Source organism: Streptomyces sp. NPDC041968, assembly GCF_055589025.1.
The window spans coordinates 43,420-63,960 of the sequence record NZ_JBVJCB010000011.1; the positions used below are offsets into that span (position 1 = coordinate 43,420).

Annotated in this window: 21 protein-coding genes; 16 read left to right on the top strand and 5 right to left on the bottom strand. The window is 72.8% G+C overall.

Annotated elements, in window-relative coordinates:
• Positions 1–21: 21 nt before the first annotated feature.
• Entirely contained in the window at positions 22–681 is a 660-nt protein-coding gene (locus ACZ6EG_RS25615; protein WP_356610480.1) for a trimeric intracellular cation channel family protein, read from the top strand.
• Positions 682–735: 54 nt separating this feature from the next.
• Here ACZ6EG_RS25615 and ACZ6EG_RS25620 read toward each other — a convergent pair whose 3' ends face one another.
• Positions 736–1,932 (bottom strand): erythromycin esterase family protein, encoded by a 1,197-nt coding sequence (locus ACZ6EG_RS25620; protein WP_469607930.1) that lies wholly within the window; start codon positions 1,930–1,932, stop codon positions 736–738.
• Between the two features lie 88 nt (positions 1,933–2,020).
• On the opposite strand from ACZ6EG_RS25620, the gene ACZ6EG_RS25625 reads away from it, so the two are divergent.
• A complete protein-coding gene (locus ACZ6EG_RS25625) occupies positions 2,021–2,785 on the top strand; it encodes a TioE family transcriptional regulator (protein WP_469607933.1) in 765 nt (254 codons plus the stop codon).
• A gap of 26 nt (positions 2,786–2,811) precedes the next feature.
• Positions 2,812–3,672 (top strand): thioesterase family protein, encoded by an 861-nt coding sequence (locus ACZ6EG_RS25630; protein ID WP_391971896.1) that lies wholly within the window; start codon positions 2,812–2,814, stop codon positions 3,670–3,672.
• Positions 3,673–3,742: 70 nt separating this feature from the next.
• Here the strand turns inward: ACZ6EG_RS25630 and ACZ6EG_RS25635 are convergent, their stop codons facing one another.
• Complete coding sequence (locus ACZ6EG_RS25635; RefSeq protein ID WP_391971895.1) at positions 3,743–4,378, bottom strand: TetR family transcriptional regulator; 636 nt, start codon at positions 4,376–4,378, stop codon at positions 3,743–3,745.
• Positions 4,379–4,493: 115 nt separating this feature from the next.
• On the opposite strand from ACZ6EG_RS25635, the gene ACZ6EG_RS25640 reads away from it, so the two are divergent.
• From ACZ6EG_RS25640 to ACZ6EG_RS25650, 3 genes are all read left to right on the top strand, one after another.
• Entirely contained in the window at positions 4,494–4,661 is a 168-nt protein-coding gene (locus ACZ6EG_RS25640; RefSeq protein WP_356610485.1) for a hypothetical protein, read from the top strand.
• A gap of 33 nt (positions 4,662–4,694) precedes the next feature.
• On the top strand, positions 4,695–4,961 hold the full coding sequence (locus ACZ6EG_RS25645; RefSeq protein ID WP_356610486.1) for a DUF4190 domain-containing protein: 267 nt from the start codon (positions 4,695–4,697) through the stop codon (positions 4,959–4,961).
• Between the two features lie 65 nt (positions 4,962–5,026).
• On the top strand, positions 5,027–6,196 hold the full coding sequence (locus ACZ6EG_RS25650) for a cysteine desulfurase family protein (protein ID WP_469607938.1): 1,170 nt from the start codon (positions 5,027–5,029) through the stop codon (positions 6,194–6,196).
• Between the two features lie 21 nt (positions 6,197–6,217).
• Here ACZ6EG_RS25650 and ACZ6EG_RS25655 read toward each other — a convergent pair whose 3' ends face one another.
• The gene (locus ACZ6EG_RS25655; RefSeq protein WP_469607941.1) at positions 6,218–6,937 is read right to left on the bottom strand and encodes an N-acetylmuramoyl-L-alanine amidase; all 720 of its coding nucleotides are present in this window, start codon (positions 6,935–6,937) and stop codon (positions 6,218–6,220) included.
• Positions 6,938–6,997: 60 nt separating this feature from the next.
• On the opposite strand from ACZ6EG_RS25655, the gene mnmA reads away from it, so the two are divergent.
• Positions 6,998–8,128 (top strand): tRNA 2-thiouridine(34) synthase MnmA, encoded by a 1,131-nt coding sequence (gene mnmA, locus ACZ6EG_RS25660; protein ID WP_391971893.1) that lies wholly within the window; start codon positions 6,998–7,000, stop codon positions 8,126–8,128.
• A 24-nt stretch (positions 8,129–8,152) separates the two neighbouring features.
• On the opposite strand, the gene ACZ6EG_RS25665 is transcribed toward mnmA, so the two are convergent.
• Positions 8,153–8,929, bottom strand: coding sequence for an alpha/beta fold hydrolase (locus ACZ6EG_RS25665; protein ID WP_391971892.1), 777 nt, complete (start codon positions 8,927–8,929; stop codon positions 8,153–8,155).
• A 53-nt stretch (positions 8,930–8,982) separates the two neighbouring features.
• Positions 8,983–9,306, bottom strand: a complete 324-nt coding sequence (locus ACZ6EG_RS25670; protein ID WP_356610491.1) for a DUF427 domain-containing protein — start codon at positions 9,304–9,306, stop codon at positions 8,983–8,985.
• Between the two features lie 94 nt (positions 9,307–9,400).
• Between ACZ6EG_RS25670 and ACZ6EG_RS25675 the strand changes: the two genes are divergently transcribed.
• The 9 genes from ACZ6EG_RS25675 (at position 9,401) to gatB (ending at position 20,381) form a co-directional block, all read left to right on the top strand.
• Positions 9,401–9,940 carry an LOG family protein gene (locus tag ACZ6EG_RS25675; protein ID WP_391971891.1) on the top strand — a complete coding sequence of 180 codons (540 nt, stop codon included), beginning with the start codon at positions 9,401–9,403 and terminating at the stop codon, positions 9,938–9,940.
• 18 nt (positions 9,941–9,958) lie between these two features.
• Complete coding sequence (locus tag ACZ6EG_RS25680) at positions 9,959–10,657, top strand: SDR family oxidoreductase (RefSeq protein WP_391971890.1); 699 nt, start codon at positions 9,959–9,961, stop codon at positions 10,655–10,657.
• Between the two features lie 50 nt (positions 10,658–10,707).
• Entirely contained in the window at positions 10,708–11,715 is a 1,008-nt protein-coding gene (locus ACZ6EG_RS25685; RefSeq protein WP_391971889.1) for a methionine synthase, read from the top strand.
• Positions 11,716–11,730: 15 nt separating this feature from the next.
• Positions 11,731–13,926, top strand: coding sequence for an NAD-dependent DNA ligase LigA (ligA, locus tag ACZ6EG_RS25690; RefSeq protein ID WP_469607947.1), 2,196 nt, complete (start codon positions 11,731–11,733; stop codon positions 13,924–13,926).
• Positions 13,927–14,185: 259 nt separating this feature from the next.
• Positions 14,186–16,408: a putative bifunctional diguanylate cyclase/phosphodiesterase gene (locus ACZ6EG_RS25695; RefSeq protein ID WP_391971887.1), complete on the top strand. Its 2,223-nt coding sequence runs from the start codon at positions 14,186–14,188 to the stop codon at positions 16,406–16,408.
• 411 nt (positions 16,409–16,819) lie between these two features.
• Entirely contained in the window at positions 16,820–17,116 is a 297-nt protein-coding gene (gatC, locus tag ACZ6EG_RS25700; RefSeq protein ID WP_003973500.1) for an Asp-tRNA(Asn)/Glu-tRNA(Gln) amidotransferase subunit GatC, read from the top strand.
• A 5-nt stretch (positions 17,117–17,121) separates the two neighbouring features.
• Complete coding sequence (gene gatA / locus ACZ6EG_RS25705) at positions 17,122–18,615, top strand: Asp-tRNA(Asn)/Glu-tRNA(Gln) amidotransferase subunit GatA (protein ID WP_391971886.1); 1,494 nt, start codon at positions 17,122–17,124, stop codon at positions 18,613–18,615.
• Positions 18,612–18,854 carry a hypothetical protein gene (locus ACZ6EG_RS25710; protein WP_391971885.1) on the top strand — a complete coding sequence of 81 codons (243 nt, stop codon included), beginning with the start codon at positions 18,612–18,614 and terminating at the stop codon, positions 18,852–18,854. Before gatA ends, ACZ6EG_RS25710 begins: the two co-directional genes overlap by 4 nt.
• Before the next feature lie 15 nt (positions 18,855–18,869).
• Positions 18,870–20,381, top strand: coding sequence for an Asp-tRNA(Asn)/Glu-tRNA(Gln) amidotransferase subunit GatB (gene gatB, locus ACZ6EG_RS25715; RefSeq protein ID WP_391971884.1), 1,512 nt, complete (start codon positions 18,870–18,872; stop codon positions 20,379–20,381).
• The last annotated feature ends 160 nt before the right edge of the window (positions 20,382–20,541 follow it).

Genomic DNA, 20,541 nt, shown 5'->3' on the forward strand with positions numbered 1-20,541 from the left:
GTGTCAGGTGAGAATGGCGGGGTGTACGAGCAACTCTTCACCCCCACCGTCCAGCACACGCTCGACCTGGTCGGCATCTTCGTCTTCGCCATCTCCGGCGCGCTGCTGGCCGTACGCAAGAACTTCGACGTCTTCGGCATCGCCGTCCTCGCCGAAGTCACCGCGCTGGGCGGCGGGCTGTTCCGGGACCTGGTCATCGGGGCCGTACCGCCCGCGGCCTTCACCGACCTCGGGTACTTCGTCACACCGCTGCTCGCCACGGCGCTGGTCTTCTTCCTCCACCCGCACGTGGAGCGCCTCCAGACCGGCGTGAACGTCTTCGACGCGGCCGGCCTCGGCCTGTTCTGCGTCGCCGGTACCACCAAGGCGTACGACTACGGCCTCGGCCTGACCGCCTCCGCCTGCCTGGGCCTGGCCACCGCGGTGGGCGGCGGCGTGCTCCGGGACGTCCTCGCCAACGAGGTGCCCTCGCTGCTGCGCTGGGACCGCGACCTGTACGCCGTCCCGGCCATCGTCGGCGCCACCATGGTCGCCCTGTGCATCCGCTACGAGGCCCTCACCCCGTTCACCAGCGGTCTCGCGGTGGTCACCGCCTTCGTCCTGCGCCTGCTGGCCCTGCGTTTCCACTGGCGGGCGCCGCGGGCCTGGAACCGGCGGTCGACGGTGGTGGAAGGGGACTGAGGACCCGGCAGCGCAGCTCCCCGGCGCTCGCCCCGGGCGCTCTCCGCGGCTGTTCTACGTGACGTCCTTGACGAACACGATCCCGTCGACGGCCGCCAGGTGGTCCGGGTCGAGCGGGGCGTAGCCGAACCAGGGGGAGACGCGGGGCGCCGGCCGCGATTCGCCCAGGGCGTCGGCCAGCCGGCGGGGGTCGACGAGGCGGCGGTCCTCCGGGAGCGCGTACAGCAGCCCTTCGAGGGTGTCCGGCGGCGGCGCGTCCACGCCCCGGTGCCGGAGCGTGCCGAGGGCGGTGGCCAGGAAGGCGTACTCCTCGCCGAGCCGGGCGCTCACCAGCGCACCGGCGCTCCACCACTCCACCGGTCCCTGCCACATCCGCATCGAGCTCTTCTCCCGCTGGAGGTGGGAGTTGTGGGCGTGGACGAGCACCGGGCCGCGGGCGGCGAGCGCGAGGAGATTGCCGGCCATCATGTGGTCCCGCACGCTCAGCAGCCTGTTCATGCGGGCGGGTGAGGTGTCGGCCATCCAGTGGTGGTAGCGCAGCAGGCCGGTCGCGGTGCGCCCGTGCAGGCGGGCCCGCTCCCAGACGTCCCGCGGCCCGTGCGCGAGCAGCCGCGGTGCCTGCTCGTCGAGCAGCGACACCAGGTCATCGGCGAGCAGCCGCAGCTGTGCGGCCTCGGCGGACCGCCCGAAGGACCGGGCCGGGTCCGTCATCGCGGCGGGCTCGGTCCACCGCTCGTCGGGGCCCAGCAGGCGGTCGAGCGCCTCCGCGGTGCAGGGCAGCAGGTGCGCGTCGACCCGGGCCGCGAGGCAGCCGTGGAGCGCGGTGAGGGCCCGCCGCGGGCTCTCGGCGCCGGTGATCTCCAGCGGACCGTCGATCCCGGCGAAGCGGAGCCGGTCGGCGGCCGGCCGGCCGTCGTTGTACGCGCGCATCCACCGCACCAGTTCACGGTTGCCGGCGTACGCGCCCCACTCGTGGCTGAAGCTGCCTTCCATGACCTCCTCCAGGGTGCCCGTGCCCGACGTGACATGGGCGTCCACCACCAGGCCCCTGAGGCAGTCGCTCTCGACGGCGATCGTCCGGTAGCCCTCCTCCTCGACGAGCCGCCGGAAGAGGTCGTTGCGCAGGGCGAGCAGGGCGTCCTCGCCGTGGGTGGGCTCACCCAGCGCCAGGACGCGGGGCCGCGTCGGGAGCATTTCCAGGACGGCGGCGGCCTCGACGGCCTGAGCGCCATCCGTGATGTCGGTAGCCATGCCTTCAAAGGTATCGTTGAAGATTCGGTTGAGACTTTTGCCGAATACCATGGGGCTGCACGCCCAGAGCCTTCAAAGCGAGGTCCCTATGCGGCCGATCGACCTGGCGCGTCGGCACGGTCTGTCCACCCAGGCCGTCAGGAACTACGAGGAGGACGGCATCCTCCCCGCCGCCGGCCGCACGGCCCACGGCTACCGCACCTACACCCCGGTGCACGCGCAGGCGCTGGCGGCGTTCCTCGCCCTGGTACCGGGCCACGGGCACCGGTCCGCGGCGTCGATCATGCGGGCCGTGAACCGGGGCGCCACGGACGAGGCCCTCCGGCTCGTCGACGAGAGCCACGCCCGGCTCCTCGACGACCGGCGGACCCTGCGAGCCGTGGCGGACGCGCTGCGCGACCTGGCGCCCGCGGTGGAGCGCGGTTCGGCACCCGCGCCGGGCGCGGAGGCCGCCGGTGCCGGCGCGGGCCGCACCTTCGTCGGGGCGCTGGCGGCGGAGCTGGGCATCCGGCCCGCGACGCTGCGCACATGGGAACGCGCCGGGCTGGTGCGCCCGCGCCGGGACCCGCTGACCGGATACCGCCTCTACGCCGAGGCCGACGTGCGGGACGCCCGCCTGGTCCACCTGCTCAGACGGGGCGGGTACCTGCTGGACCAGATCGCGCCCGTGATCGAGCGGGTGCGGACGGCCGGCGGCCCGGAACCGCTGGAGGCCACCCTGCGCGACTGGCACGGCCGGGTCTCCGCCCGCGGGCGGGCGATGCTGGCGGGGGCGGCCGAACTGGCGGCGTACCTCCGCGAGCGCGAGGAAGGCGACGTCCCTTCGCCGGACTCGCCAAAAGCTACCGCTTAGTAGCCTCTCTGTTGTACCGTGCAGCCATGCCAGAAGCAGCCTCCGCAGCGGTCACCCGTGCCACCATCGGCGACAGCGAGTTCGACCGGGACACCGCCGTCTCCCGGCGCGCCCCGGGCGTCTACGACATCGACCTGTCCGCCGGCTGGACGATCATCAGCGCCGTCAACGGCGGCTATCTGCTGGCCGTGCTGGGCCGCGCCCTCGCGGACGCGCTCCCGCACCCCGACCCCTTCACCGTCTCGGCGCACTACCTCACCGCCTCGCAGCCGGGCCCGGCGGTCGTGCGCACCGAGACCGTCCGCGCGGGACGCACCCTCTCGACGGGGCAGGCCTCGCTCTTCCAGTACGACGACGAGGGCAACGAGGTCGAGCGCATCCGCGTCCTCGCCTCCTACGGCGACCTCGGCACGCTGCCCGACGACGTCCGCACCTCGGCGAAGCCGCCGGCGATCCCGCCGATGGACCAGTGCTTCGGCCCGCAGGACGGCCCCGCCCCCGTCGACGGCAGCTCCGCCATCGCCGACCGGCTGATGCTCAAGCTCGACCCCGCCACGCTGGGCTGGGCCCTCGGCCAGCCCTCGGGCAAGGGCGAGATGCGGGCCTGGTTCGGGCTCGCCGACGGCCGCGACGCCGACCCGCTGTCGCTGCTCCTCGCGGTGGACGCGCTGCCCCCGACCGCCTTCGAGCTGGGGCTCAAGGGCTGGGTGCCGACGGTCGAGCTGACCGTGCACGTGCGGTGCCGTCCGGCGCCGGGCCCGCTGCGCGTCGCCATCACCACGCGCAACCTCGCCGGCGGCTTCCTGGAGGAGGACGCCGAGGTCTGGGACAGCGCCGACCGCCTGGTGGCCCAGTCCCGCCAGCTGGCCCGGGTCCGGCTCGGCTGATCCGCCGTCCCCGGCGACCGGGGGTGACAGACGCACGCCGCCGCCACGCGAAACGCCCCGGGGCGCCCCGTCAGTCCAGCCAGTGCCGCCGGCCGACGCTGATGAGCCGCATCTGGCGGGTCGCGGTGTCGGTGGCGCGCCGGCGTTCCTCCTCCGGCGCCTCCGTCGCCTCCAGCGCCTCCAGGAACAGCGACGCCGTGATCAGCATCTGGTCGACGTACAGGCCGGCCAGCATCCGCAGGTCGGCGTCGCTCCACCGGGCCGAGGCGGGGTCCTTGGCCAACTCCGCCCGCACCTCCTCGGCGAACCGCGCCAGCTGCTCCCGTATGGCCTCCCGCACCGGCTGCACCCCGCCGTGCCGCTCGCGGGCGATGAAGCGGACGTGGGCCGGGTGCGCGGCCACATGACCGGCGATCAGCCCGATCGCGCGGGCGATGCGCTCGTCGCTGTCCTCGGCCGGTGACACCGTGGTCCGGATCATCGGGTGCAGGCTGCCCAGCGCCTCCTCCACCAGCGCCACGCCGAGGTCGGCCGTGGAACGGAAGTGCCGGTAGAAGGCGGTCGGAGCGACGCCCACGGCGCGGGTGACCTCCCGCAGACCGAGACTGCTCAGGCTCTGCTCCTCCAGCAGTCCGAGAGCCGCGTCCAGGAGCGCCTGCCGGGTCTTCTGCTTCTGGGCCTGCCGGACGCCGGAGATGTGACTCATGCCATGCAGTTAACAACTGTTCTCCGTAAAGGGAAAGTCGTGACGCGCGCTAGGCTGGGTAGTCAGTGAACAACTGTAACTACAACCGTTCACCGAAGGTTGGGGGATCCGCTCCATGCTGTTTCTCGTCGCCGCCCTCCTGCTCCTCGGCGTGGTGCTGGGCACCGTCGCCCACGCGCCGCTCACCTTCTCCGTCGCCGTCGGCGCGGTCATCGCCGTCTGGCTCGGCGTCTTCGCGCTCCGCGAGCGGCACGGCCGCCGGCGGAGCACCTCCGCCCACTGACGCACGGACCCGCAGCACAGTAGGGAGAACACCATGCAGCTCACCGCACCGGCCACCCGCCGGACCGGAATCCGGGACACCGACGGCATGGCCGTCGCCGCCTTCGTCCTCGGCCTGCTCGGCCTGCTCGTCCTCAACGTCTTCCTCGGCCCGATCGCCATCGCCCTGGCGAGCGTCGCCCTGTGGCGCGGCACCGCCCGCCGCGGCCGGGCCCTCCTCGGCCTCGGCCTGGGCGTCGCCGACCTGCTGGTCCTGGTGGCCTTCATGGCCGCGGACGACACGATGTCCTGGAGCCTGTGAGACGAGGGGACAGACCGGATCTGGTCCGAGGCCGGGTGGGGCCGCCCCGTAGAATCGGCGTCACCATGGCTTACCTCGACCACGCCGCGACCACCCCGATGCTTCCCGAGGCAGTCGAGGCTCTCACCGCGCACCTGAGCGTCACCGGCAACGCCTCTTCCCTGCACGCGTCCGGCCGCCGCGCACGGCGCACCGTCGAGGAGGCCCGCGAGACCCTCGCCGAGGCCCTCGGTGCCCGGCCCAGCGAGGTGGTGTTCACCTCCGGCGGCACCGAGGCCGACAACCTCGCCGTCAAGGGCCTGTACTGGGCCCGCCGCGACGCCGACCCGGCCCGCACCCGGGTCCTGGCCGGCCCCGTCGAGCACCACGCGGTCCTCGACGCGGTCCACTGGCTCGGCGAGCACGAGGGTGCGACGGTCGAGTACCTGCCGGTGGACGCCCACGGCCGCGTCCACCCCGAAGCGCTGCGCGAGGCCATCGCCCGCGACCCCGCCGACGTGGCCCTCGCCACCGTCATGTGGGCCAACAATGAGATCGGTACGATCATGCCGATCCGTGAACTCGCCGACGTGGCCGCCGAGTTCGACGTCCCGTTGCACTCCGACGCGGTCCAGGCCGTCGGCCAGCTCCCGGTCGACTTCGCCGCCTCCGGGCTCGCCGCCATGACGCTCTCCGGCCACAAGATCGGCGGCCCCTACGGCATCGGCGCGCTGCTCCTCGGCCGTGAGTACAGCCCCGTACCGGTCCTGCACGGCGGCGGCCAGGAACGCCACGTGCGCTCCGGCACCCTCGACGTCCCCGCCGTGGCCTCCTTCGCGGTCGCCGGCCGCCTCGCCGCCGAGCAGCGCGAGTGGTTCGCCCGCGAGATCGGCGCCCTGCGCGACAACCTGGTCGAAGCGGTCCGCGCGGCGGTCCCCGACGCGATCCTCGGCGGCGATCCCGCACCGGAGGGCCGCCTCCCGGCCAACGCCCACTTCACCTTCCCCGGCTGCGAGGGCGACTCCCTGCTGCTCCTGCTCGACGCCCAGGGCATCGAGTGCTCCACCGGTTCCGCCTGCACCGCGGGCGTCGCCCAGCCCAGCCACGTCCTGCTGGCCACCGGAACCGACCCGGACCTGGCCCGCGGCACCCTGCGCTTCTCCCTCGGCCACACCTCCACGCGGGCCGACGTCGAGGCGCTGGCCAAGGCCATCGGCCCGGCGGTGGAACGGGCCCGCGCGGCCGGGCTCAGCTAGGGCGGACCGGGTCCCGGGGGTTCAGGTGCCGGTGCGGCCGGGCGAGGGGCTCGGCGGCGCGCTCGTCGCCGCCCGCCGGACCAGCTTCATGTACCGGTCCCAGTCCCAGTGCGGCCCCGGGTCGGTGTGGTCGGTGCCCGGCACCTCCACATGACCGAGGATGTGCTCGCGGTCCAGGGGTATGTCGTACCGCGCGCAGATCCCCGCCGTGAGCCGCGCGGAGGCCGCGTACATCGCGTCGGTGAAGTCCTGCGGGCGGTCCACGAAGCCCTCGTGCTCGATGCCGACACTGCGTTCGTTGTAGTCGCGGTTGCCCGCGTGGTAGGCCACGTCCAGCTCGCGGATCATCTGGGTGACGCGTCCGTCCTGCCCCACGATGTAGTGCGTGGCCGCCTGGTGGTCCGGGTCCTGGAACGCCTTCACCGCGCTGGCGAAACTGCCCTGCGTGACGTGGACGATCACCATGTCGACGCCGAAGTCGTCGGGCCGGTCGGCACGCCGCCAGTTCGCGTCCGAGGCCGCCACCCAGCGCGCGCCGCCGTAGTCGACCGCGCCCTCCTCGCGGGGCTTCTCCACCCCCGGCGCGCGCCACCACAGGCGGGCCAGCTCGTCGCGCGCCAGCACGGCGGTGCCGACGGCCGCCGCGGCACCGCCGACGAGCAGCGCCCGCCGGCCGATGCGCCGGTCCGCGTCCCCGGGCCCGCCGGAGGATGCGCCTGTCGATTCGTGCTTCGCCCCCATGTGATCGTGAACGGATACGCGCGCGCTCCGGTTCCCGCCTCCCCGTACCCTGGAGGGGTTATGACTGACTCCCCGCAGCGCACCCGTCCCCTCCGCGTCCTCGCCGCCATGTCGGGCGGAGTCGACTCCGCCGTCGCCGCCGCCCGCGCGGCCGAGGCGGGGCACGACGTGACCGGCGTCCATCTCGCGCTCTCCGCGAACCCGCAGTCCTTCCGCACGGGCGCCCGCGGCTGTTGCACCATCGAGGACTCGCGGGACGCCCGCCGCGCGGCGGACGTCATCGGCATCCCGTTCTACGTGTGGGACCTCGCCGACCGCTTCCGGGAGGACGTGGTCGAGGACTTCGTCGCCGAGTACGAGGCCGGCCGCACCCCGAACCCCTGCCTGCGCTGCAACGAGAAGATCAAGTTCGCCGCGCTGCTCGACAAGGCCCTGGCGCTCGGCTTCGACGCCGTGTGCACCGGCCACTACGCCAAGGTGATCCTGCGCGAGGACGGCACCCGGGAGCTGCACCGCGCCTCCGACATGGCCAAGGACCAGAGCTACGTCCTCGGTGTGCTCGACGACCGCCAGCTCGCCCACGCCCTGTTCCCGCTCGGCGACACCCTCACCACCAAGGACGAGATCCGCGCGGAGGCCGAGCGCAGGGGACTCGCGGTGGCCAAGAAGCCCGACTCGCACGACATCTGCTTCATCGCCGACGGCGACACCCAGGGCTTCCTCGCCGACCGGCTCGGCAAGGCCGAGGGCGACATCGTCGACGAGGCGGGCAACCGGCTCGGCACCCACGAGGGGGCGTACGGCTACACCATCGGCCAGCGCAAGGGGCTCAGGATCGGCACCCCGGCCCCCGACGGCAAGCCCCGCTACGTCCTGGACATCTCCCCGGTGACCAACACGGTGACGGTGGGCCCGGCCGACGCCCTGGACGTCAGCGGGCTGCGGGCGATCAAGCCCCGCTGGTGCGGCGCCGCCCCGACCGGCCCCGGCACCTACACGGCCCAGCTCCGCGCCCACGGCGGTGAGACCGAGGTACGGGCCGAACTGGTCGACGGCGCCCTGGAGGTGTCGTTCGCCGAGCCGGTGCGCGGCGTCGCGCCCGGCCAGGCGATCGTGCTCTACGACGGCACGCGCGTGGTGGGCTCGGCGACGATCGCGTCCACCACGCGCGCGACGGCCGGCGTGGCCTGAGCCGGAGCGGCGCCCCCGCTCCGCTCACCCGGCGAAGAACTCCGCGAGGACCGGCGCCAGCACGCCCGGCTCCACCCTGTGGGACTGGCCCTCCAGCGTGCGGTACGTGCCCCGCTCGGCCGCCTCGGCGACCGTCCTCGCGGCCTCGCGCATCCACTCCGCGCTCGCGCCGCCCGCCAGGGACAGCAGGGGCGCGGTGACCGACGCGAGCACGGACCGGGGCACCCGGTGGTCGCCCATCACCGCGTCGTCGTAGGCCAGACTCGGCGCGACCGACTCCATCCCCGCCCACATGGGGGACTGGCGGGCGCTGCGGATCATCTCCTCGCCGAGGCCCGTGAGCCTCAGGAACAGCTCCACCGCCTCCCCGCGCCGCCCCCGCCCCAGCGCCTCGGTCAGCCGCTCGGTGTACTCGGCGCCGGTCCGCGCGGCCTCGTCGTCCATGGCGTACGGCACCTCGTACACGGCGACCCGGCGCACCGGCAGGCCGCTCGCCGCCGCGCGGAGCACCAGCGCGCCGCCCGACGAGACGCCGTACAGCGAGGCCTCGCCGCCCACCGCCTCGATCAGCGCCGCCAGATCCTCGACCTCGCGCTCCACCGCGTAGGGCTCCGTGTCGCCGCTCTCCCCGCGACCCCGGCGGTCGTACACGGTGACGTCGAAGCGGTCCGCCAGCCCGGCGGCCAGCGGCGCGACCGTGGCCCCCGTGGACATCGCGCCGCTGACCAGGACGACCGCGGGCCCCTGCCCGGTGCGTGCGTAGGCGATGCGCGTGCCGTCGCGCGAAGAAGTGTGCTCCATGCCTGAGCAGACTGCCCTACGGCACGCGGTTCATCGCTCAGGACACGAGGCGGTCAGGACACCTCGACGTCGTAGAAGCAGAGGTGGTCCTTGATCTCCCGCACGTCCGGCTTCGGGTCCGGGTACGCCCAGACCAGATCCGCCGCGTCCGGCAGCGACCAGTAGGTCGCGTCGCCCTTGAACGGGCAGTGGGTGCGGGTGGCGGACGGCGTCAGCAGGTCGAACCGTACGTCCTCGGCCGGGATGTAGTAGCGGTCGGGACAGCCCGTCTCGCGCAGGACAAGCGCCCCGTCGCTCTCCGCCAGAACCTGGTCGCCGTGGACCGCGCGTACATGCCGGTCGCTCGGCTCGACGGTGATGCGGTGTCCCTTGGTCACGACGGTCCTCCTCGGTCGGTGCTGGCCCCGGTCGCTACAGCGCGCCCGGAAGCCGGGTTCTTCCCGGCGGAGGGCCGAACGTACCGTGGCCCCCATGAACATCTGCGTCTTCCTCTCCGCCGCCGACCTCGACGAGCGCTACACGCGCCCCGCCAAGGAGTTCGCCGAACTGCTCGGGAAGGGCCGCCACACCCTCGTCTGGGGCGGTTCCGACGTCGGCCTCATGAAGGTGGTCGCCGACGGAGTGCAGGAGGCCGGGGGGCGGCTGCTCGGGGTCTCGGTGGACTTCCTGGCGGCCACGGCGCGCCAGGGCGCCGACGAGATGGTGATCGCCAAGGACCTCGCCGAGCGCAAGCGGCTGCTGCTGGAGAAGGCGGACGCCGTGGTGATCATGGTGGGCGGCACCGGCACCCTGGACGAGGCGACGGAGATCCTGGAGCTGAAGAAGCACGGGCACACCGACAAGCCGGTCGTCCTGCTCAACACGGCGGGCTTCTACGACGGCCTCAAGGAGCAGTTCCGCCGCATGGAGGACGAGGGCTTCCTGCCGCGTCCCCTCACCGAGCTGGTGCTCTTCGCCGAGGAGCCGGTCGGGGCGCTGGCCTACCTGGAGGAGAGCCAGGGCATCGAGTGAGCCCGCGGTGATGCGAGCATGGCGGGCATGGCTACACATGTGATCACCGGAGCGGGCTCCGGCATCGGCGCCGCCGTCACCCGCCGCCTGCACGAGCGCGGCGACGAGGTCGTGCTCCACGCGCGCGACGCGGGCCGCGCCAAGGAACTGGCCGCCGCGTTCCCCGGCGCGAAGACGCTGGTCGGCGACCTCGCGGACCCCGACAAGCTCTCCTGGGCCTTCTCGCACCAGACGCTGCCCGGGCGGGTCGACTCGCTGCTGCACATCGCCGGGGTGGTCGACCTCGGTCCGGTCGGCGACCTCACCCCCAAGACGTGGCGCAGCCAGCTCAACGTCAACCTCGTCGCCCCCGCCGAGCTGACCCGCCTCTTCCTGCCGCAGCTGCGCGTCGCCCAGGGCCAGGTGCTCTTCGTCAACTCCGGTTCCGGCCTCAACGCGCACGCCGGCTGGTCCGCCTACGCCGCCTCCAAGCACGGCCTGAAGGCGCTGGCCGACGCCCTGCGCCAGGAGGAGCACGCGAACGGCGTGCGCGTCACCTCCGTCTACCCCGGGCGGACCGCCAGCCCCATGCAGGCCAAGGTGCACCAGCAGGAGGGCAAGGAGTACGACCCCTCGAAGTGGATCGATCCCGAGTCCGTGGCCACGACGGTCCTGATGGCCCTGGACCTGCCGCGGGACGCGGAGGTCAACGACCTGACGGTGCGGCCGGGGCGGTGACGGCGCCGGGCCGTTCGGTAGGCTGCCGCGGTGACTCGTAGGCTGCTGCGGTGACTGAAATCAGCCAGCCCGCCTTCGGCCCCGCCACCGGCATCGGCTCCCTGCCGGGTCAGGACGCCCGCGAGGCCGTGAAAACCGCCACCGGCAGCTTCGAGGACTTCCCCTTCCTCCCCGAACTGCCCGCCCGTGGCCCCGGTGCCGACATGATCGGCCGCACCGCCGGAATGCTCGTCGAGCTGTACGCACGCGTGGAACCCAGCGGCTGGCGGCTCGGCGACCGGCCGGGACGGGACACCAAACGGGCCCGTGCCTGGCTCCGCGAGGACCTCGACGCCCTGGAGGAGTTCACCCAGGGCTACGAGGGACCGGTCAAGGTCCAGGTGGTGGGCCCCTGGACACTCGCCGCCGCGCTGGAACTCAGGAACGGCGAGGCCGTCCTCTCCGACCCCGGTGCCTGCCGCGACCTCGCCGCCTCGCTCGCCGAGGGACTGCGCCTGCACCTCGACGAGGTCAGCCGCCGGATCCCGGGCGCCCGGCCCGTACTCCAGCTCGACGAGCCGTCCCTCACCGCCGTCCTGCGCGGCCAGGTGCGCAGCGCCAGCGGCTACCGCACGCACCGGGCCGTCGACCGGCAGGTCGTCGAGGCCGCCCTGCGCGACACCGCCGCGGTGCACGGCGACGGCCCCGTCGTGGTCCACTCCTGCGCACCCGACGTGCCGTTCGCCCTGCTGCGCCGGGCCGGCGTCGCGGGCGTCTCCTTCGACTTCTCGCTCCTCACCGAGCGTGACGACGAGGCGATCGGCGAGGCGGTCGAAGGAGGCACCAGGCTGTTCGCCGGTGTCGTGCCCGGCACGGACGCCGCATTGTCAGACCCTGCCGGTAGCGTCATGGGTGTCAGGACGCTGTGGCGCAGGCTGGGGCTGCATCCGGGGCTGCTCGCGGAGGCGGTGACGGTCACCCCGTCGTGCGGACTCGCGGGCGCGTCCCCCGAGTACGCCCGCCGTGCGCTCGCCCACTGCGTCCGGGCGGCGAGATCCCTCGCGGACAACCCAGAGTAACGGGAGGACCACACGGTGGCCGGCGACAAGCAAGCGGAGACGACGAGCGTGCCCGCCGAGGCGCGCGAGAAGCACGTGCAGCTCGCTGAGCAGATCGAGGAGCACCGCTTCCGGTACTACGTGAAGGACGCCCCCGTCGTCAGCGACGCGGACTTCGACCGGCTGCTGCGCTCCCTGGAGGAGCTGGAGGAGGAGTACCCGGAGCTGCGCACCCCGGACTCCCCGACCCAGAAGGTCGCCGGGTCCTACGCGACCGAGTTCACGGCCGTGGAGCACCGCTCCCGCATGCTCTCCCTCGACAACACCTTCAACGACGAGGAGCTCGCCGCCTGGACCGAGCGCATCGCCAAGGAGCTGGGCGAGCAGGAGTACCACTTCCTGTGCGAGCTGAAGGTCGACGGACTCGCCGTCAACCTCACCTACGAGCGCGGCCGCCTGGTGCGCGCGGCCACCCGCGGCGACGGCCGCACCGGCGAGGACATCACGCCCAACGTCCGGACCATCGCCGACATCCCCGAGCGCCTGCGGGGCGACGAGGTCCCCGACCTGGTGGAGATCCGCGGCGAGGTCTACTTCCCGATGGAGAAGTTCCAGGAACTCAACGCCCGGTTGAACGAGGCGGGGGACAAGCCCTTCGCCAACCCGCGCAACGCGGCGGCCGGTTCGCTGCGCCAGAAGGACCCGCGCGTCACCGCCACCCGCCCGCTGCACATGGTGGTCCACGGCATCGGCGTCCTGGAGGGCTACCAGGGCATGACCCGCCTCTCCCAGGGCTACGACCTGCTCAAGACCTGGGGCCTGCCCACCTCCCCGCACAACCGGGTGGTCGACGGCCTCGACGGCGTACGCGAGTTCATCGCGTACTACGGCGAGAACCGCCACTCCGTGGCGCACGAGATCGACGGCGTCGTCGTGAAGCTCGACGAGATCCGCCTCCAGGGGCGGCTCGGCTCGACCGCGCGCGCACCGCGCTGGGCCATCGCCTACAAGTACGCGCCGGAGGAGGTCAACACCAAGCTCGTCGACATCAAGGTGGGCGTCGGCCGCACCGGCCGCGTCACGCCGTACGCGCAGGTCGAGCCGGTCACCGTGGCCGGCAGCGAGGTGGAGTTCGCCACGCTGCACAACCAGGAGGTCGTCAAGGCCAAGGGCGTGCTCATCGGCGACACCGTCGTGCTGCGCAAGGCCGGTGACGTGATCCCGGAGATCCTCGGACCGGTCGCCGACCTGAGGGACGGCAGCGAGCGGGAGTTCGTGATGCCGGCCGAGTGCCCCGAGTGCGGGACGCCGCTGAAGGCCATGAAGGAGGGCGACATCGACCTCCGCTGCCCCAACGCCCAGAAGTGCCCGGCCCAGTTGCGCGGCCGCCTCTCCTACCTCGCCGGCCGCGAGTGCCTGGACATCGAGCACTTCGGCGACGTCGTGGCCGCCGCGCTGACCGCGCCGCTGGAGCCGGCCGACCCGCCGCTGGTGGACGAGGGCGACGTCTTCGACCTCACCGTCGAGAAGCTGCTGCCCATCAGGGCGTACGTCCTCGACCCGGACAGCGGGCTGCCCAAGCGCGACCCGAAGACGGGCGAGGAGAAGATCGCCACGGTCTTCGCCAACAAGGAGGGCGAGCCCAAGAAGAACACCCTCGCCCTGCTGAAGCACATCGAGGAAGCCAAGACCCGCCCCCTCGCCCGCTTCCTCAACGGCCTGTCCATCCGGTACGTGGGTCCCGTCGCCGCGCAGGCGCTGGCCCGGGAGTTCCGGTCCATGGAGCGCATCGAGCAGGCGACGGAAGAGGAGCTGGCGGCCACGGACGGGGTGGGCGGCACCATCGCCGCCGCCGTCAAGGAGTGGTTCGCCGAGGAGTGGCACCGCGAGATCGTCCGCAAGTGGAAGGCGGCCGGAGTCCCGCTGGAGGACCGGTCCACCGGCGAGGACGAGGGCCCACGCCCGCTCGAAGGGCTCACCGTCGTCGTCACCGGCACCCTGGAGAACTTCACCCGGGACGGAGCCAAGGACGCCCTGCAGAGCAGGGGTGCCAAGGTGACCGGATCGGTCTCCAAGAAGACCTCGTTCGTCGTGGTCGGCGACAGCCCCGGGTCGAAGTACGACAAGGCGATGCAACTGAAGGTGCCGGTCCTGGACGAGGACGGTTTCACCGTCCTGCTCGAACAGGGGCCCGACGCCGCGGCCGGGGCGGCGCTTTCGGCCGAGGAATAGCGGTTGAAGGCCACCCGTTCGGCGCATACCAGATGCATACGGGTGGCCGGGTCGCATTCGGGCAACCGTCGGCGACCGGTGCCCCAGGAGGCCCTCCGCGGCCTACTGTTGAGATGTGCGCCTGCCGTGCTCAGCTGCGGTCGGGGCATTCTCCTGCCCCGCAGGGACAGGGGGAAGGGTTGTCCGACGCGGAGCCGTTGACGGTGGTCGAGGCGGGGACCGCGTGGCGTGGGCACCGCCGGCTGTGAGAGGGACGGGAATGGAACCGACCGAGAGCGCCGCCGCGGGCTCACGGCTGCGCGTGCGCCACAGGGTGGGCGCGTGGCGCGTGAGCCGGTGGCTCGGGCAGCACGGTGGTGGCGCACCGCATCCCGCGGCGGACGCCCGCAACTCCGCGCCGCCGGCCGCCCGTCCCCCCGCAGCCCTGTCCGACACCGGGGGCGAACGGCACCCGCAGTGGCCCGCGTTGCCCTCGGCGGTCGTCGCGGCCGCCGCCTTCGTACTGGGCGCCGGCTTCTACCGGGCCTTCACCGACGGCAACGCCCTCTTCCCGTCCGGCATCGCCGGCTGGTCGCTGGCCGTGCTGACCGGCATCGTCGTGGGCCACCTGGTCATGCTCGGCCGCTCCCGCTGGTGGGGCGGCACCGGCTCGGGCGCCGCCCTCACCCTCTCCGTGCTGCTGCTCTACGGGTGGGTCCCGGCCGGCATGGTCAGCCTCACGGTCGTGGTCCTGGTCGGTGTGGCCCGCCGGGGCCGCTGGCGGCAGGGCGTCCTGCACGGCGCGGTGGACATCCTCGGCATCGCCGCCGGTGCCCTGCTGCTGGGTGTCTGCGGCTCCGTACCGACCGTGGAGCACCCCTGGGACCCGAACACCTGGGGCGTGTACGCGGTGCCCAAGGTGGTGCTCGTGGCGGTCGCCTACCTCGCCGTCACCCGCGCCCTGCTGTGGTACCTGCAGACACCGCGCGCCGGCCTGCCCACCGTCGCCCGCAGCGCCCTGGTCAGACACGGACTGGTCGCCGTCGCGCTGCTCGGCATCGCCCCGCTGATCTGCGTGGTCGCCGTCGCCAAGCCGCTGCTGCTGCCGCTGTTCTCGATCCCGCTGATCGCCCTCGACTCCACGCTGTGGATCGCCCGCGCCCGGGCCGAGGAGCAGCTGCGCGACCCGCTCACCGGGCTCCCCAACCGGCAGTGGCTGCTGGAGCGGACGTGGGCCGCGCTGGACGACGCCGAGCGCATCGGCGCCCGCTCCGCCCTGCTGCTGATCGACCTCGACCGGTTCCGGTCGGTCAACGACACGCTCGGACACCTGGCCGGCGACCGGCTGCTGCTGCAGACCGCCGACCGGCTGCGGCAGGCGCTGCCGCGCGGGGCGGAGGCCGCGCGGCTCGGCGGCGACGAGTTCGCCGTCTTACTTCCCGTCGCTGACTCCACCACGTCGGCGACCCGGATCACCCGGGGCCTCGTGGCGGCGCTCAGCTCCCCGCTGGACCTGGACGGACTCACCCTCGTGCTGGAGGCCAGCGCCGGGGTCGCCGTCTTCCCCGACCACGCGCTGGACGCGGAGGGGCTGCTGCGCCGCGCGGACGTGGCGATGTACCAGGCGAAGCGGGACCGCACGGGCGTCGAGGTCTACGAGTCCAAGCGGGACTCCAACACCCCGGACCGGCTCGGGCTCCTGGGCGACCTGCGCCGCGCGCTGGACGCGCACGAGGTCCAGCTGCACTACCAGCCCAAGGTGCGCTTCGACGGCCAGGTCGCGGGCCTGGAGGCGCTGGTCCGCTGGGTGCACCCCGAGCGCGGCAAGGTGCCGCCGGACGAGTTCATAGCCATCGCCGAGTCCTCCGGGCTCATGCCCCACCTCACCGAGTACGTACTGGAGACGGCGCTGGCCCAGGTCGCCCGCTGGCGCTCCCAGGGCCTGTTCGTGCCGGTCGCGGTGAACGTCTCCCCGCGCGACGTGCACACCCCCGGCTTCGCGGGCTCGGTGGCCGCCCGGCTGGCCCGGCACGGGGTCCCGGCGGGAGCGCTCCAGCTCGAGATCACGGAGCACGTCCTCCTGGAGGACCCGCAGCGTGCCGCCGACACCCTCAACGCGCTGACCGGGCACGGCGTGAAGATGTCCCTGGACGACTTCGGGACCGGCTACTCCTCCCTGGTCCACCTGCGCAGGCTCCCGGTCAGCGAGCTGAAGATCGACCGCTCGTTCGTGGCCCGGCTGGCCATCGACACCGAGGACGCCGAGATCGTGCGCTGCACCGTCGACCTCGCCCACTCCCTCGGCCTGCTCGTCGTCGCCGAGGGCGTGGAGGACGACGAGACCTGGGAACGCCTGCGCGACCTGGGCTGCGACGCCGTACAGGGCTGGCTGGTCGCGGCCGCGATGCCGCCGGAGGAGACGACGGCGTGGCTGCGCGCGCGGGGCTCACGCGGCTGGGTGCGGCCGGCCGCCGCGCTGCCCGTGGCGGCGACCGACGAGTGACCGGCCGCCCGCCGGGAGCGCCCGCCCGATGAGGCGCCGAGGCGCCCACCCGTCGCGCCCACCACCTTGCGGCGAGCCCCGGGCCCCGACAGGGTCCGGACCACGACTTCCGCCCCGCTTGCGGCCTTCGGCCGGCCTGCCGCCTCGGCTCGGCTGGCGGCCTGCCTGCGGCCTCCGCCTGGCCTGCGGCCTCCGTTCGGCCTGCTGGGCCCCCTGGCTCCCGGCCTGCCTCGGTCCGTGGGCCCGCCCGGCTCCGGCCTCAGCCGGTCCATGGGCCTGTCCGGCCCCGGGACGCGTCGCCCCGGAAGGCGCCCGGGGGAAACCGTTTAACGGCCACGGCACCGCGCCCCATAGGATTGGGCACGAGCCGATTGGCCCGAACCGCACACACTCACCCCAGAGGAACGCTGCATGCCTGGCATCACGCGCGAGGAGGTCGCCCACCTCGCCCGGCTGGCGCGTCTGGAGCTGAAGCCCGAAGAGCTCGAGCACTTCGCGGGACAGCTGGACGACATCATCGGCGCGGTCGCCCGCGTCAGCGAGGTCGCCGACCAAGACGTACCGCCGACCTCGCACCCGCTCCCGCTGACGAACGTCATGCGGCCGGACGAGGTCCGTCCGTCGCTCACGCCCGAGCAGGCGCTCTCCGGCGCCCCGGCCCAGGAGCAGCAGCGTTTCAAGGTGCCGCAGATCCTGGGGGAGGAGTAACCGCCATGAGCGACATCATCAAGCTCACCGCGGCCGAGATCGCCGCGAAGATCGCCTCCGGCGAGCTGACCGCCGTCGAGGTCACCGAGGCCCACCTGGCCCGCATCGAGGCCGTCGACGAGAAGGTGCACGCCTTCCTGCACGTCGACCGCGAGGGCGCGCTCGCGCAGGCCCGTGCCGTCGACGAGAAGCGGGCGAAGGGCGAGAAGCTCGGCCCGCTGGCCGGTGTGCCGCTCGCGTTGAAGGACATCTTCACCACCGAGGGCGTCCCCACGACCGTCGGTTCGAAGATCCTCGAGGGCTGGATCCCGCCGTACGACGCGACCGTCACCCGGCGCCTCAAGGCCGCCGACGTCGTCATCCTCGGCAAGACCAACATGGACGAGTTCGCCATGGGGTCGAGCACCGAGAACAGCGCGTACGGCCCGACCGGCAACCCCTGGGACCTCACCAGGATCCCCGGCGGTTCCGGCGGCGGCTCCTCCGCGGCCCTGGCCGCCTTCCAGGCGCCGCTCGCCATCGGCACCGACACCGGCGGCTCCATCCGCCAGCCCGCGGCCGTCACCGGCACGGTCGGCGTCAAGCCGACGTACGGCGGCGTCTCCCGCTACGGCATGGTGGCCTTCTCCTCCTCCCTCGACCAGGGCGGCCCCTGCGCCCGCACGGTCCTGGACGCGGCCCTGCTGCACGAGGTGATCGCCGGGCACGACCCGATGGACTCCACCTCCATCGACGCCCCGGTCCCCGCCGTCGTCGAGGCCGCCCGCAACGGCAGCGTCACCGGGATGCGCGTGGGCGTCGTCAAGCAGTTCCGCGGCGAGGGCTACCAGGCCGGTGTCATCCAGCGCTTCGACGAGTCCGTCGAGCTGCTGAAGGAGCTGGGCGCCGAGATCGTCGAGCTGGACTGCCCGTCCTTCGACCTCGCGCTCTCCGCGTACTACCTGATCGCCCCCTCGGAGTGCTCCTCCAACCTCGCCCGCTTCGACGGCCTGCGCTACGGCGCGCGTGTCGGCGACGACGGCACGCACTCCGCCGAGGAGGTCACCTCCCTGACCCGCGAGGCCGGCTTCGGCCCCGAGGTCAAGCGGCGCATCATGCTCGGCACGTACGCCCTGTCGAGCGGCTACTACGACGCGTACTACGGCAGCGCCCAGAAGGTCCGCACCCTCATCAAGCAGGAGTTCGAGCGGTCCTTCGAGCAGGTCGACGTGATCGTCTCCCCGACGACCCCGACCACCGCCTTCGCGATCGGCGAGCGCGCCGACGACCCGATGGCGATGTACCTGGCCGACCTGTGCACCATCCCCACCAACCTGGCGGGCAACGCGGCCATGTCGCTGCCCTGCGGCCTCGCCCCCGAGGACAACCTGCCGGTGGGTCTGCAGATCATCGCCCCCGCCATGAAGGACGACCGGCTGTACAAGGTCGGCGCCGCCGTCGAGGCCGCCTTCGTGGAAAAGTGGGGTCACCCGCTGATCGAGGAGGCACCGTCGCTGTGAGCAAGGCAATGTCGAAGGCCAAGGGCTTCAAGAAGTCCAAGAACGGCCTGTACCTGTCCATGGCCACCACCGCGTTCGGCGCGTTGAGCGTCGCCAAGCAGGCGAAGCTGGCCCGCACCGAGAGCGACACGCTCCGTCTGGTCGACGCCGCCGTGTCCGCCGCCGCCATCGCCACCGGCCTCGCCATCCTCTACCGCGAGCTGAAGCGGCTGGGCGACGACGACGTCCTGCTGGGCTGAGAGGGAAGTTTCACCGTGACCACCACGACCGACCTGGTGTCGTACGAGGACGCTCTGGCGTCGTACGACCCCGTCATGGGCCTCGAGGTCCATGTCGAACTCGGCACCAAGACCAAGATGTTCTGCGGCTGCTCGACCGCGCTGGGCGCCGACCCGAACACCCAGACCTGCCCGGTCTGCCTCGGCATGCCCGGCGCGCTCCCGGTCGTCAACGCGACCGGCGTCGAGTCCGCGATCCGGATCGGCCTCGCGCTGAACTGCGAGATCGCCGAGTGGTGCCGCTTCGCCCGGAAGAACTACTTCTATCCGGACATGCCGAAGAACTTCCAGACCTCCCAGTACGACGAGCCGATCGCCTTCGACGGCTACCTCGACGTGCAGCTGGAGGACGGGGAGACCTTCCGGGTGCAGATCGAGCGCGCCCACATGGAGGAGGACACCGGCAAGTCGACGCACGTCGGTGGCGCGACGGGCCGTATCCACGGCGCCTCGCACTCCCTCCTCGACTACAACCGCGCCGGCATCCCGCTCATCGAGATCGTCACGAAGCCGATCGAGGGTGCGGGCGAGCGCGCCCCCGAGGTCGCCCGGGCCTACGTCCGCGAGCTGCGCGAACTCATCCGTGCCCTCGGCGTGTCCGAGGCCCGCATGGAGATGGGCCAGATGCGCTGCGACGTGAACCTGTCGCTGCGCCCGCACGGCCGGGAGAAGTTCGGCACCCGTTCCGAGACGAAGAACGTGAACTCGCTGCGGTCCGTCGAGCGCGCGGCCCGCTTCGAGATCCAGCGGCACGCGGCGGTCCTCTCCTCGGGCGGCACGATCATCCAGGAGACCCGCCACTTCCACGAGGACACGGGGTCCACGACCTCGGGCCGCGTGAAGGAGGAGGCCGAGGACTACCGGTACTTCCCGGAGCCCGACCTGGTGCCGGTGGCTCCCTCGCGCGAGTGGGTCGAGGAGATCCGCTCCGCCCTGCCCGAGCTGCCGCTGGTGCGCCGCAACCGGCTCCGCGAGGAGTGGGGCATCTCCGGCACCGACATGCAGTCGATCCTCAACGCCGGCGCGCTGGACCCGATCGTCGCCACGATCGACGCCGGCGCGGACGCGGCGTCCGCCCGCAAGTGGTGGATGGGCGAGCTGGCCCGCAGCGCCAACGAGTCCCAGAAGTCGCTGGACGAGCTGGCGATCACGCCGGAGCAGGTGGCCCGGGTCACCGAGCTGGTGAACAAGGGCGACCTGAACGACAAGCTGGCCCGCCAGGTCATCCTGGGCGTCCTCGCCGGTGAGGGCACGCCGGACGAGGTCGTCGACCAGCGCGGCCTCAAGGTCGTCTCCGACGAGGGCGCGCTGACCACCGCCGTCGACGAGGCCATCGCCGGCAACCCGGGCGTCGCGGACAAGATCCGCGGCGGCAAGGTGGCCGCGGCCGGCGCCCTGGTCGGCGCGGTCATGAAGGCGACCCGGGGTCAGGCCGACGCGGCCCGCGTCAAGGAACTGATCCTGCAGAAGCTGGGCGTCGAGGGCTGACACCAGGACTCTGAGGCGCTCCGAGGGGGATGCATCGGCGACGATGCATCCCCCTTCGGCATGCCCGCCATGTGAATAAGCCCACGAACTCCGCAAACGATCACTTCTGCCTGAAAGAGTGACGTCGCATTGCTCATGCGTTCTTTGCGGGCCGTTCACT

Coding starts and splice junctions, on each gene's coding strand:
- ACZ6EG_RS25650 (WP_469607938.1), top strand. CDS start 5,027: ATGGCTTACCTCGACCACGCCGCGACCACCCCGATGCTTCCCGAGGCA.
- ACZ6EG_RS25640 (WP_356610485.1), top strand. CDS start 4,494: ATGCTGTTTCTCGTCGCCGCCCTCCTGCTCCTCGGCGTGGTGCTGGGC.
- ACZ6EG_RS25625 (WP_469607933.1), top strand. CDS start 2,021: ATGCGGCCGATCGACCTGGCGCGTCGGCACGGTCTGTCCACCCAGGCC.
- ACZ6EG_RS25695 (WP_391971887.1), top strand. CDS start 14,186: ATGGAACCGACCGAGAGCGCCGCCGCGGGCTCACGGCTGCGCGTGCGC.
- ACZ6EG_RS25675 (WP_391971891.1), top strand. CDS start 9,401: ATGAACATCTGCGTCTTCCTCTCCGCCGCCGACCTCGACGAGCGCTAC.
- gatC (WP_003973500.1), top strand. CDS start 16,820: ATGCCTGGCATCACGCGCGAGGAGGTCGCCCACCTCGCCCGGCTGGCG.
- ACZ6EG_RS25630 (WP_391971896.1), top strand. CDS start 2,812: ATGCCAGAAGCAGCCTCCGCAGCGGTCACCCGTGCCACCATCGGCGAC.
- ACZ6EG_RS25680 (WP_391971890.1), top strand. CDS start 9,959: ATGGCGGGCATGGCTACACATGTGATCACCGGAGCGGGCTCCGGCATC.
- ACZ6EG_RS25620 (WP_469607930.1), bottom strand. CDS start 1,932: ATGGCTACCGACATCACGGATGGCGCTCAGGCCGTCGAGGCCGCCGCC.
- ACZ6EG_RS25645 (WP_356610486.1), top strand. CDS start 4,695: ATGCAGCTCACCGCACCGGCCACCCGCCGGACCGGAATCCGGGACACC.
- gatA (WP_391971886.1), top strand. CDS start 17,122: ATGAGCGACATCATCAAGCTCACCGCGGCCGAGATCGCCGCGAAGATC.
- ACZ6EG_RS25665 (WP_391971892.1), bottom strand. CDS start 8,929: ATGGAGCACACTTCTTCGCGCGACGGCACGCGCATCGCCTACGCACGC.
- mnmA (WP_391971893.1), top strand. CDS start 6,998: ATGACTGACTCCCCGCAGCGCACCCGTCCCCTCCGCGTCCTCGCCGCC.
- ACZ6EG_RS25655 (WP_469607941.1), bottom strand. CDS start 6,937: ATGGGGGCGAAGCACGAATCGACAGGCGCATCCTCCGGCGGGCCCGGG.
- ACZ6EG_RS25635 (WP_391971895.1), bottom strand. CDS start 4,378: ATGAGTCACATCTCCGGCGTCCGGCAGGCCCAGAAGCAGAAGACCCGG.